The 12,639-nt window shown below is 63.0% G+C and carries 9 protein-coding genes; 3 read left to right on the top strand and 6 right to left on the bottom strand.

The genetic code is table 11. From position 1 onward, the window contains the following. Position 1: 1 nt before the first annotated feature. From FHW83_RS26465 to FHW83_RS26455, 3 genes are all read right to left on the bottom strand, one after another. Complete coding sequence (locus FHW83_RS26465; RefSeq protein WP_176649354.1) at positions 2-781, bottom strand: SDR family oxidoreductase; 780 nt, start codon at positions 779-781, stop codon at positions 2-4. A 100-nt stretch (positions 782-881) separates the two neighbouring features. After that, a complete protein-coding gene (locus tag FHW83_RS26460; RefSeq protein ID WP_176649353.1) occupies positions 882-2,723 on the bottom strand; it encodes an acyl-CoA dehydrogenase in 1,842 nt (613 codons plus the stop codon). A gap of 4 nt (positions 2,724-2,727) precedes the next feature. Next, on the bottom strand, positions 2,728-3,906 hold the full coding sequence (locus FHW83_RS26455) for an acetyl-CoA C-acyltransferase (protein ID WP_176649352.1): 1,179 nt from the start codon (positions 3,904-3,906) through the stop codon (positions 2,728-2,730). Between the two features lie 204 nt (positions 3,907-4,110). Here FHW83_RS26455 and FHW83_RS26450 point away from each other — a divergent pair, with 204 nt between their 5' ends. Continuing rightward, on the top strand, positions 4,111-5,805 hold the full coding sequence (locus FHW83_RS26450) for an MFS transporter (protein ID WP_218106457.1): 1,695 nt from the start codon (positions 4,111-4,113) through the stop codon (positions 5,803-5,805). Positions 5,806-6,119: 314 nt separating this feature from the next. Here FHW83_RS26450 and FHW83_RS26445 read toward each other — a convergent pair whose 3' ends face one another. The 3 genes from FHW83_RS26445 to FHW83_RS26435 all read right to left on the bottom strand — a co-directional run bounded on the left by FHW83_RS26445 (position 6,120) and on the right by FHW83_RS26435 (position 9,805). Then, positions 6,120-6,752, bottom strand: coding sequence for a PEP-CTERM sorting domain-containing protein (locus FHW83_RS26445; RefSeq protein WP_176649351.1), 633 nt, complete (start codon positions 6,750-6,752; stop codon positions 6,120-6,122). A 174-nt stretch (positions 6,753-6,926) separates the two neighbouring features. Then, complete coding sequence (locus FHW83_RS26440) at positions 6,927-7,565, bottom strand: PEP-CTERM sorting domain-containing protein (protein ID WP_176649350.1); 639 nt, start codon at positions 7,563-7,565, stop codon at positions 6,927-6,929. Between the two features lie 158 nt (positions 7,566-7,723). Beyond that, positions 7,724-9,805 (bottom strand): 3-hydroxyacyl-CoA dehydrogenase NAD-binding domain-containing protein, encoded by a 2,082-nt coding sequence (locus FHW83_RS26435; protein WP_176649349.1) that lies wholly within the window; start codon positions 9,803-9,805, stop codon positions 7,724-7,726. A 309-nt stretch (positions 9,806-10,114) separates the two neighbouring features. On the opposite strand from FHW83_RS26435, the gene FHW83_RS26430 reads away from it, so the two are divergent. Next, positions 10,115-11,812 carry a methyl-accepting chemotaxis protein gene (locus tag FHW83_RS26430; RefSeq protein ID WP_176649348.1) on the top strand — a complete coding sequence of 566 codons (1,698 nt, stop codon included), beginning with the start codon at positions 10,115-10,117 and terminating at the stop codon, positions 11,810-11,812. Positions 11,813-11,814: 2 nt separating this feature from the next. After that, positions 11,815-12,630, top strand: coding sequence for a protein-glutamate O-methyltransferase CheR (locus tag FHW83_RS26425; protein WP_176649417.1), 816 nt, complete (start codon positions 11,815-11,817; stop codon positions 12,628-12,630). The last annotated feature ends 9 nt before the right edge of the window (positions 12,631-12,639 follow it).

Raw genomic sequence — 12,639 nt, 5'->3', positions numbered from 1 at the left:
CTCATACCGCCGACACGCCTCCATCCACCGCCAGGATCTGGCCAGTGATGTGCTTGCCCGCATCGGAAGCGAACAGCACGGCCGCGCCCTTCAGGTCCTCGTCATCGCCCAGGCGGTTCAGCGGCGCGTGCTTGACCAGCTCCTCGCCCATCACAGACAGCAGGCCCTTGGTCATCTTGGACGGGAAAAAACCCGGCGCCAGCGCGTTGACGGTGATGCCATGGCGGCCCCATTCGCCGGCCAGCGTGCGGGTGAAGTTGACCAGCGCGCCCTTTGAGGTGTTGTAGGCGATGGTCTGCATGGTGCCCGGCGGGTTGCCGGCCAGCCCCGCGATCGAGGCGATGTTGATGATGCGGCCGTAGCCGCGCGGAATCATCGAGCGCTTGCCCACCAGTTGCGACACCACGAAGATGCTGCGGATGTTCAGGTCCATCACCTTGTCCCACGCCTCCACCGGATGGTCCTCGGCCGGCGCGCCCCAGCTGGCGCCGGCGTTATTGATCAGGATGTCGATGTGACCGAGATGGGCGATGGCGCCGTCCACCAGCCTGGCGGCCTGCTCGTCCTGCGACAGGTCGGCCGCGATGGCGTGGGCCTGGATGCCGTGCTGCGACAGGAAGGCGACGGCCTCGTCGAGGTCGGCCTGCTTGCGCGCCGACACTACGATGTTGGCGCCCTGCTCGCCCAGCGCCAGCGCCATCTGCAGGCCCAGCCCGCGCGAGCCGCCGGTCACCAGCGCGGTCTTGCCGGCCAACGAAAACAGTTCTTGGGTAGTACGCATTGTGTCTCCTTGTGTCAGCCCATGCACGTCGCACCGACGAAGGCCGGTGCCCATGCTGAGCGAGCGTTCCATAGGCACCGGCCTGCGCCGGTGCGACGGGTTAAAACCACGCATCCCGCATGTCGAGCGTGGTGGTGTCGATGCTGTCCAGCAGCTCCAGCTGCGGCCCGACTTTCGGCAGCTCCCAGCGGAAGAAATAACGGCAGGCCTGCAGCTTGCCGCGATAGAAATCCTCATCGGCTTTTTGCAGCGACGCCGCGGCCAGCAAGGCCTGCTGCAGCCAGACCCACGCGACCACAATATGGCCGCACGCTTCCAGATAGGTGCTGGCGTTGGCCAGCGTCTTGTTCATGTCGCCGACAGCATACAGCTTCCGCGTGGTTTGTTCCAAGCCCTGCCATGCCTGCTCCAGCGCATCGGCATGCGCCAGCAGCTCCTTGCCGATCTCCGAATAACCGACCGGCGCCGCTTCCGGCGCGCCCACGCTGCCACGCACCTTGCGGATGGTCTTGCGGATTTCGGCGGCCATGGCGCGGAACAACGCGCCATCCTGCATAGACACCTTGCGGCCCAGCAGATCCAGGCCGTGAATGCCGTGCGTGCCTTCGTGGATCGCGTTCAGGCGGTTGTCGCGGTAGAACTGCTCGACGTTGTATTCACGCGTGTAGCCGTAGCCGCCGTGCACCTGGATCGCCAGCGAGTTGGCCTCCACGCACCACTGCGACGGCCACGACTTGGTGATCGGCGTAAGGAAATCCAGCAGCCGCGCCGCATGTTCGCGCGCCTCCGGCGTTTCCGCGCCGTTTTGCTCATCGACCAGGCGCGCGCTGTACAACACCAGACCCAGCGCGCCTTCCACATACGCCTTCTGCGCCAGCAGCATGCGTCGCACGTCGGTGTGCTCGATGATGCGCAACTGCGGCTGCGCCGGATCCTTCTGCGCCGGATGACGGCCCTGCGGGCGATTGCGGGCGTAATCGAGCGCGTGCAAGTAGCCGGTATAGCCCTGCACCGCCGCGTTCAGGCCGACCGCGATACGCGCCTCGTTCATCATATGGAACATATTCGCCAGGCCCTGATGCGGCTTGCCGACCAGGTAGCCGATGGCGCCTCCCTTCTCGCCAAAATTGAGCAGGCAGTTGGTGGTGCCGCGATTGCCCATCTTGTGATTGAGGCCGGCGAGCGCCACGTCGTTGCGCTCGCCGAGCGAGCCGTCATCGTTGACCAGATACTTGGGCACGATGAACAGCGAAATGCCCTTCACGCCCGGGATCAGCTTGCCGTCCTCGCCGGGGATCTTGGCCAGCACCAGGTGAATGATGTTCTCCGCCAGTTCATGCTCGCCGGCCGAAATCCACATCTTGTTGCCGGTGATGCGGTACTGGCCGTCGCCGTCCGGCACCGCGCGGGTGGTGATGTCCGACAGGCTGGAGCCGGCCTGCGGCTCGGACAGGCACATGGTGCCGAAGAAGCGCCCCTCCAGCATCGGATTGACGAAGCGTTCGATCTGCTCCGGTGTGCCAGTCTTGAGCAAGGTGTTGGCATTGCTCATGGTGAGGAAAGTATAGGCCGAGGTGCTGACGTTGGCGGCCGTAAACCACGCCGCCAGCGCCTTGTCGACCACCGCCGGCAGCTGCATGCCGCCGCGTTCGTAATCCTGCCCGGCGGCCATCAGGCCGGCGGCGCTGAACGCGTCCAGCGCCAGCTTCACCTCGGGGATCAGTCGCACCTCGCCGTCCACCACATGGGGCTCGTGCTGGTCGGCCTTCTTGTTATGGGTGGCGAACAGCTCGGTGGCGAGCCGTTCGGCGGTGTCGATGGCGGCGTCGAAGGTTTCGCGGTTGTGGTCGGCGAACCGGCTGCGCTTGGTCAGCGCCTCCGCGTCCAGCCATTCGTACAGCATGAACGCCAGGTCGCGGCGCGACAGGATGGTCGAGTCCATGCGCTTACACCACTTCGAACAGGCCCGCCGCTCCCTGGCCGCCACCGATACACATGGTGACCACCACATATTTCACGCCACGGCGCTTGCCTTCGATCAGCGCGTGGCCGACCAGGCGCGCGCCGGACACGCCGTAAGGATGGCCGACCGCGATCGCGCCGCCGTTCACATTCAAGCGATCCATCGGGATGCCCAGCTTGTCGGCGCAGTACAGCACCTGCACGGCGAACGCCTCGTTGAGTTCCCACAGGCCGATGTCCTCCACTTTCAGGCCGGCCTTCTTCAGCAGCTTGGGAATCGCAAACACCGGGCCGATGCCCATCTCATCCGGCTCGCAACCGGCGACGGCGAAGCCACGGAACACGCCCAGCGGTTGCAGGCCCTTGGCGGCGGCGGTCCGGGCACTCATCACGATGGCCATCGAACCGCCGTCGGAGAACTGGCTGGCGTTGCCGGCGCTGATCACGCCGCCCGGCACGGCGGTACGGATCTTGGACACGCCCTCGTAAGTCGTGTCGGCGCGGATGCCCTCGTCGGCCGAGATGGTCACTTCGCGCGACAGCAACTGGCCGGTGGCCTTGTCGGCCACGCCCATCACGGTGGTCATCGGCACGATTTCCTTGTCGAACAGACCAGCGGCTTGCGCGGCGGCCGCGCGCTGCTGGCTTTGCACGCCGTATTCATCCTGGCGCGCGCGGCTGATGTTGTAGCGCTTGGCGACGGTTTCGGCGGTTTGCAGCATCGGCCAATAGATTTCCGGCTTGTGCTGCGACAGCCAGACCTCCTTGTACATATGCAGATTCATCTCCTGCTGCACGCACGAGATCGACTCGACGCCGCCGGCGGCATAGATATCGCCCTCGCCGGCGATGATGCGCTGCGCCGCCGTGGCGATGGTTTGCAGGCCGGACGAGCAGAAACGGTTGATGGTCATGCCGGCGGTGGTCACCGGGCAGCCGGCGCGGATGGCGATCTGGCGCGCGATATTGCCGCCGGTGGCGCCTTCCGGATTGGCGCAGCCGACCAGCACGTCCTCCACTTCGCCCGACTCGATGCCGGCGCGCTCGATGGCCGCCTTCAGCGCGTGGCCGCCCAGCGTAGCGCCATGCGTCATGTTGAACGCGCCTTTCCACGACTTTGCCAAGCCCGTGCGGGCGGTAGAAACAATGACGGCATCTAGCATGAGAGTCTCCTATGGAATGAGATGTTATCGGTCCAGAATAGCATAGTTTCAGCACGGTCGTTCGTAAATATTTTTGTAAGCTCCGTGTAAGTTTCAAGCAAGAATGACGTAAGGTTAAAGGTACAGACTGGGGGCAAGCTGACGAAGTAGTAACTATCTCGGCTGGGGAAAAAACATCCTACAAAATCAAAGGAGACACACATCATGGCAAATACAGGAACGGCTGATCCGCGCGCATCGGGCAAAGCCAGCCCGATTACCGCCGAAGAGCGCAAGGTGATCTTTGCGTCCTCACTCGGCACCGTGTTCGAATGGTACGACTTTTATCTGTACGGTTCGCTCGCATCGATCATCGCCAAGCAGTTCTTCATTGGCGACCCAAGCACCACCTTCATCTTCGCGCTGCTGGCGTTCGCGGCCGGCTTCATCGTGCGTCCGTTCGGCGCGGTCGTGTTCGGCCGCCTTGGCGACATGATCGGCCGTAAATACACCTTCCTGATCACCATCCTGATCATGGGTGCCTCGACCTTCATTGTCGGGTTGTTACCGGGTTACGCGGCGATCGGCATTGCCGCGCCGATCATCCTGGTCACCCTGCGCATCCTGCAGGGCCTGGCGCTGGGCGGCGAATACGGCGGCGCGGCCACCTACGTGGCCGAACACGCGCCGAACGGCAAGCGCGGCTCGTTCACCTCATGGATCCAGACCACCGCGACGCTGGGCCTGTTCCTGTCGCTGCTGGTGATCCTGGGCACCCGCACCGCGGTGGGCGAGGAAGCCTTCAACGCCTGGGGCTGGCGCGTGCCGTTCCTGGTATCGGTGCTGCTGCTGGGTATCTCGGTGTGGATCCGCCTGTCGATGAATGAATCGCCGGCCTTCGCCAAGATGAAAGCCGAAGGCAAGACCTCGAAAGCGCCGCTGACCGAAGCGTTCGGCCAGTGGAAAAACCTGAAAATCGTCATCCTGGCGCTGGTCGGCCTGACCATGGGCCAGGCGGTGGTGTGGTACACCGGCCAGTTCTACGCGCTGTTCTTCATGACCCAGGTGCTGAAGATCGACGGCGCCAACGCCAACATCATGACCGCGCTGTCGCTGGCGCTGGCCACCCCGTTCTTCATCTTCTTCGGCATCCTGTCGGACAAGATCGGCCGCAAATACATCATCCTGGGCGGCTGCGTGCTGGCCGCCGCCACCTACTTCCCACTGTTCGGCGCCCTGACCCACTACGGCAACCCGCAGCTGGAAGCGGCGCTGAAGAACTCGCCGGTGGTGGTGTACGCCGATCCGGCCTCGTGCAACTTCCAGTTCAACCCGACCGGCCAGAAGAAATTCACCTCGTCGTGCGACATTGCCACCAGCATCCTGTCGAACGCCTCGGTGAACTACACCAAGCAGGACGCGCCGGCTGGCAGCGTGGCCAAGATCAAGGTGGGCGACAAGGAAATCACCGCCTTCAACGCCGTGCTGACCCCTGACGGCCTGAACTTCGACAAGGCCAGCAAGGACGCCGACGCCGCGCTGAAGAAAGACGTGGCGGCGGCGGTGAAGGCGGCCGGCTACCCGGCCAAGGCTGATCCGGAGCAGATCAACAAGCCGATGATGGTCCTGATCCTGTTCATCCTGGTGCTGTACGTGACCATGGTGTACGGCCCGATCGCGGCCATGCTGGTGGAGATGTTCCCGACCCGCATCCGCTACACCTCGATGTCCCTGCCATACCACATCGGTAACGGCTGGTTTGGCGGTCTGCTGCCGACGATCTCGTTCGCGCTGGTGGCGTTCAAGGGCGACATCTACTACGGCCTGTGGTACCCGATCATCATCGCCCTGATCACCGTCGTGATCGGCGTGCTGTTCGTAGGCGAAACCAAGGACAACAACATCTACGCGGCCGACTAAGCGACGCCGCCTCCCCCAAGCCGCCTTCGGGCGGCTTTTTCATGCCCGCAATTCGGGGTCAGCTCTGACATTCGGACACGCAGCATCCACCTCTGACGCAGCTCAAAACGTGCTATCGATTTGTTGGTTCCGCCCACGTCACGCGGCTTTGTGAAATTGTGCCACTTCCCACCGATAGATCTTGATCTACCTCAAAAGTGGACGCTGCGTGTCCGAATGTCAGAGCTGACCCCGAATTAAAAAAAACCGCCCCGGAGAGGCGGTTGAAATATTACCCAAGGAGTTCCCTTACATACTGCGGTACTGCTTGCTGCTTACCGCTTGCGGCGGCGCGCAACGGCGCCCACCATGACGAGGCCGGCGAGCAGCATGGCGTACGTTTCCGGCTCCGGAACCGCTGCCGTGATGCTCGACGAACCAAACTCCACCCGCAGCCCGGTCGGATTGCCACCGTTCTGCGCCCAGTTGCTCACCACGAAGTCCAGCGTGTTGACGCCGGATACAAAACCACTGCTGGCGCCAAAACCGGTCCAGTCGGTAAAGCCGGTGGCGCTGCCAATTACGTTGTTGTTCAGCTTGACCACCACCGAGTTGTCGGCCGCCAGCCGGCCCGTGAAGGCGGCGCTCGCCGCGTCGTAGCCGCTCAGGTCGAACGACAACGAATAGGTGTAGCTGCCGGCACTCGATGGGTCAAAGCTCTGGCCCTGGCTGGCGGTCGGGGTGATCCACTTCGATACGCTGTCGTTGGCCAGCCATGGGCCGATCGGCCATTGGCTGTCGTAGGTGATGACCGGCGCGCTGCTCACCGCCGAACTGAGACTGTAGTTGCCATCGGCCTGGCCGCTGACGCCAAGACCGGTGTTTTTCAGGCCAGTGATGCTGGCGGCGTGGACGGAATTGAATGCGGTGAGCGCCAGCACGGCGGCGGCGATGAGATTGCGTTGCATGAGAGCCTCTAAAAAAGTGGGTTAGCCAGCATCGATGGGGATGCCTGGATTTCATCGAACCGTTTTTTAGGGCGTCGAAAGGAGGGAGCTGCTGATGGGAATTATAACGAGGTTTTACGGAAAATGCTCACATGCCATGTAAATTTCTTCACAGCATGTGAGCATCTACCCTGATTACGTCCGCTGGCGGCGACGCGCGACCGCGCCGACCAGCGCCAGGCCGCCCAGCAGCATGCCGTAGGTGGCAGGCTCAGGCACGGCGCTCACGTTCGACGATTCGAACTCGACGCGCAGACCGGTCGGGTTGCCGCTGCCCAGATGGTAGTTGCTGACGACGAATTCCAACGTGTTCTCGCCCGCCACGAAACCAGTGCTGGCGCCAAAGTCGTGCCAGCTGGAGAAGCCTTCGGCGCTGCCGATGGTCGTGCCGTTCAGCTTGACGGTGACGAAGTTGTCCGCCGCCATGCGGCCGTCGAACACGGCGCTGGAGGCGTTGTAGCCGGTCAGATCGAACTTCAGCGTGTAGGTGTAGATGCCATCCACCGACGGATCCAGCGACTCGCCTTGGGTGGCGGTCGGCGTGATCCACTTGGAGGTGGCGGTATTCAGCAGCCAGGTGCCGTCGACGGGCCAGATGTTGTTGGTGGTGATGGTCGGCACGCTGCCGCCCACGCTGGACGAGCTGAAGGTGTAATGGGCTTCCGGCGTGCCCTCGTCGCCGAGGCCGGTGTTGTACAGGCCGCCAATGGCGGCCGCGTGGGCGGCGGAGATGCTGGCCAGAGCCAGCGCCGCGGCAAAGATAGTGTGCTTCATGTGAACCCCATTTTATTAGTATGCATGCGGAGCGCCCCACTGAACTGCCAACCGTTTTCCTGGCGCGGGAAAACAAAAAACGGCCGGGTTCGATTATAACGAACCCGGCCGTGGCCGTGAGCATATTTATAATTGATGTGTTTTAAATGCAACACATGTTAGCTATTGAACAGCTTTCCTTCCTCCGCCAGTTTCAGCAGCAGCGGCGCCGGCCGCCACGCCTGCCCCTGGTGCCCTTTGGCGTATTTGTTCATGGCGGCCAGCACATTGGGCAGGCCGACCGTGTCGGCGTAGAACATCGGGCCGCCGCGATGCAGGGGGAAGCCGTAGCCGGTCAGGTAGACCATGTCGATGTCCGACGCGCGCAGCGCGATGCCTTCCTCCAGGATCAGCGCGCCCTCGTTGACCAGCGCGTACACCAGCCGCTCGACGATTTCCTCGTCGCTGATCTTGCGCCGCGCGATGCCGAGGTCGGCCGAGTGCCGCACGATCATGGCGTTGACCGCCTCGTTCGGATAGGCCTTGCGGTCGCCGGCCTGGTAGTCATACCAGCCGCCGCCGGTTTTCTGCCCGTAGCGGCCCATTTCGCACAACAGGTCGGCGGTTTTCGAATAGCTGATTTCCGGCTTTTCCACGTAGCGGCGCTTGCGGATGGCCCAGCCGATGTCATTCCCGGCCAGGTCGCCCATGCGGAACGGCCCCATGGCGAAGCCGAACTTCTCGGCCGCCTTGTCGACCTGTTCCGGCAGCGCGCCCTCCTCCAGCAGGAAGCCGGCCTGGCGGCTGTACTGCTCGATCATGCGGTTGCCGATGAAGCCGTCGCACACGCCCGACACCACGCCGGTTTTCTTCAGCTTTTTGGACAGCGCCAGCGCGGTGGCCAGCACGTCCTTGCCGGTCTCCTTGCCGCGCACGATTTCCAGCAGCTTCATGACGTTGGCCGGCGAGAAGAAGTGGGTGCCGATCACGTCCTGCGGACGCTTGGTGAAGGCGGCGATCTTGTCGACGTCCAGCGTGGAGGTGTTGGTGGCCAGGATGGCGCCCGGCTTCATCACCTCGTCCAGCTTGCGGAACACGGTCTCCTTCACAGCCAGCTCCTCGAACACCGCCTCCACCACGATGTCGGCCTGGCCGATATCGTCGTAGGACAGCGTGCCGCTCAGCAGGCCCATGCGCTGGTCGAGTTTTTCCTGGGTCAGCTTGCCCTTCTTGAGGCTGCTTTCGTAGTTCTTGCGGATGGTGGCGATGCCCTTGTCCAGCGCTTCCTGGCGGGTTTCCAGCAGCTTGACCGGAATGCCGGCGTTGAGGAAGTTCATGGCGATGCCGCCGCCCATCATGCCGGCGCCGATCACGGCCGCCGACTTGATGGCGCGCACCGGCGTGTCGGCAGGCACGTCCGGCACCTTGCTGGCCACGCGCTCGGCGAAGAAGGCGTGGCGCAGGGCCTTCGATTCGGTGGTCTGGATCAGGTGCATGAAGCGCTCGCGCTCGAACTTCACGCCGTCATCGAACTTCATGGTGACCGAGGCGGCCACGGTTTCCACGCATTCCAGCGGCGCCGGGAACGGACCGGCCATGGCCTTGACGGTGTTGCGCGAGAATTGCAGGAAGGCTTCGTGGTTGGGGTAGTCCACCTTGCGGTCGCGCACTTTAGGCAGCGGGCGCAGGTCGGCGATTTTCTCGGCGAACGCCACCGCCGACCGCACGATGTCGGCGTCGGCGGCAAAGATTTCGTCAAACAGCGCCGGCAGCTTTTCCGACGACACCGGGTTGCCCGACACGATCATGTTCAGCGCCGGCTCCAGTCCCAGCACGCGCGGCAGGCGCTGGGTGCCGCCGGCGCCCGGCAGCAAGCCCAGCTTCACTTCCGGCAGCGCGATCTGCGCGCCCGGCAGCGCCACGCGGTAATGACAGCCCAGCGACAGTTCCAGGCCGCCGCCCATGCAGACCGTGTGGATGGCCGCCACCACCGGCTTGGTCGCGCTCTCGGCGGTCGCGATCAGGGTGTGCAGGCTGGGCTCGGCCAGCGCCTTGGGGGTGTTGAATTCCTTGATGTCGGCGCCGCCGGAAAACGCCTTGCCGGCGCCGGTGATGACGATGGCCTTGACCGCGTCGTCGGCCAGCGCCTGCTGGATGCCCTTCACAGCCGCCGTGCGGGTGACCAGGCCCATGCCGTTGACCGGCGGATTGTTCAGCGTGATGACGGCAACCGCGCCGTGCACTTGGTATTCAGCAGTCATGTCTCTTCCTTGTTCTTGGTTGGAATGCTAGCCCGCTCACTATACCGCATAAAAAGAACGACCGTGTTATTTTTTTGTCGCCACGGCCATGCTTTTGAACGCGGCGGAAAAACTTTGTAATGCCGCGAACCGGCGCCACGGGTGTCGCTTGCAGAATACATTTTATAGTGCTGAGCTTGCGTCGCTTTTGAATAAGGGAAATAATTAATTCACACCGCGCATATTCCCCATCCCCGAATATCCCATTAAATTCTCTCTAAATATCACACATGTCGGTATTTAGTATCCTTACATAATACAGGGACTCCCATGAACGCTCCTAGCCAGGTAATCCAGACGCAGGATGTAGAACTCCAAGCCATCCATGCCGCACTCAATCGTGTGCAAGCGGTCATCGAGTTCGACCTGGAAGGCAAGATTTTGCACGCCAACGATAACTTCCTGCGCGCGCTGGGCTACTCGCTGGGCGAGGTGCAGGGGCGTCATCACTCCATGTTCTGCGAGGCGGAATACAGCGCCTCGCCGGCCTACAAACAGTTCTGGGCCAGCCTGGCCAGCGGCGAGTTCCAGCAGGGGGAGTACAAGCGCGTGGCCAAGGACGGCCGGGAAATCTGGATCAACGCCTCCTACAACCCGGTCATGGACGGCGACGGCAAGCCGTATAAAGTCATCAAGTTCGCCACCGACGTCACCGCCAGCCGCATCCGCAACGGCGAGTACGAGGGCAAGGTCAGCGCCATCAGCAAGGCCCAGGCCGTGATCGAGTTCGACATGCAGGGACATGTGCTGGACGCCAATGATAATTTCCTCGAAGTCATGGGGTATTATCTCGACGATATTAAGGGCGAACATCACCGCATGTTTTGCGATCCTGAATATGCCGCCAGTGCCGAATATAAACGTTTCTGGCAAAAATTGAATCGTGGCGAATTTGACAGCGGCCGCTATAAGCGCACGGGCAATAACAAGAAAACCATCTGGATACAAGCCACGTATAATCCCATTCTCGATTTAAATGGCAAACCATACAAGATAGTTAAATACGCAAGCGATATCACGGCCCAGGTGGAGCTGGAGGAATCGGTGGCCGCCAAGGCCAAGTCGGACGGCGAGAAAATCGCCCGCCTGCTGGAATCCGTCGAACGCGCCGCCAACGGCGACCTGACCAGCAAGATCACGGTCGAGGGCGGCGAGCCGCTGGACCAGCTGGCCGAGGGCATCAGCAAGATGATCGCCGACCTGCGCAAGGTCATCAGCGACGTCGTGATGTCCGCCAGCGGCCTGGCCGACGCCTCCACCACCATCGCCGAGCGCTCCAACGGCGTGGCGGTCGGCACCCAGGCGCTGGGCGCCACCGTGGAGGAGATGAACGCCTCCATCGACGGCCTGACCAGCTCGATCAACACCATCGCCAACAACACCTCCGACGCCGACGCCATGGCCAAGTCGACCCAGCACGAGGCGGAAGTGGGCGCCAAGGCGGTGGCCAAGTCGATCGAGGCCATGGACCTGATCAACCGCTCGTCGGAGGACATCGGCGAGATCGTCAAGGTGATCAGCGACATCGCCAACCAGACCAATATGCTGGCCTTCAACGCCGCGATCGAGGCCGCGCGCGCCGGCGAGCACGGCCTGGGCTTCTCGGTGGTGGCGGACGAGGTGCGCAAGCTGGCCGAGCGCTCCTCGCAGGCCACCAAGGAGATCTCCAAGCTGATCAATGAATCGGTCAAGCGCGTCTCGGCCGGCAGCGAGATTTCGCGCCAGGCCAGCGACGCCTTCGACAAGATCCTGGCCGGCGTGGTCAAGACCACCGAGGCGATCTCCGACATCTCCAAGGCCGCCAACGAGCAGCTGCTGACGGCGCGCGAGGTCAGCACGGCGGTCCAGTACATCGCCGAGGAGGCCGAGAAATCGGCCGCCGCCTGCGACAGCATCGCCCGCTCGACCGAGGGCCTGAACCAGCGCGCCGGCGACCTGAATAAAACCGTGTCCGGCTTCTCGGTGTGAGCATGGAAGTCGGCGGCATCACCCCGGCCACCCTGACCGCGCTGATCGCGCTGGTGCGCAAGCATACCGGCATCGCGATGACCGAACGCAAGAGCGTGCTGCTGGAGCGGCGCCTGCGCCCGCGCGTGCAGGCGCTCAAGCTCGGCAGCTATCAGGCCTATCTGGACATGGTCGAGCAGGATCGCGCCGAAGTGCCGCACTTCATCGATCTGGTCACCACCAACGACACCCTGTTCTTCCGCACCCCGCAGGTGTGGGACTACGTGGAGCGGGAATTCCTGCCGCAATGGTGGCGCGCCCACCCGGGCCAGCGCCTGCGGATCTGGTCGGCGGCGGCCTCCAGCGGCGAGGAACTGTATTCGATGGCGATGTTATGCGAGGAATTCGCCGCCGCGCATCCGGGGTTCGCCTACCAGATCCACGCCACCGATATCTCGCGACAAATCCTGGCGCTGGCGCGCGACGGCCGCTACACCGGCCGTTCCGTGGAGCGCATCCAGGAAACCCATCCGGAATGGGTCCGCAAATACTTCCACGCCAGCGCCAACGGCCTGCGCGTGATCGACGCCTTGAAAAAGCATGTGGAGCTGGCCCAGCATAACTTGCTGACGCCGCTCAAGCCCGCCCGGCAGTTCGACCTGGTCTTCCTGCGCAACGTCCTGATTTATTTCGACCAGGAACACCAGCAGACCATCCTGCAGCAGGCGCGCGCGAGCATGGCGCCCCACGCCATCATGATTGTGGGGGAATCGGAATCGATCTCGGGCCGCGATACCGCCTACCAGTTCGACCGGCCAATGATTTATAAGATGCAATAGGCAGCCAGC

It is taken from the genome of Duganella sp. SG902, assembly GCF_013376005.1.
GTDB lineage: Bacteria > Pseudomonadota > Gammaproteobacteria > Burkholderiales > Burkholderiaceae_D > Rugamonas.
The sequence above is the reverse complement of the archived record's forward strand: the minus strand, read 5'-3'. Positions and strand labels throughout refer to the sequence as shown.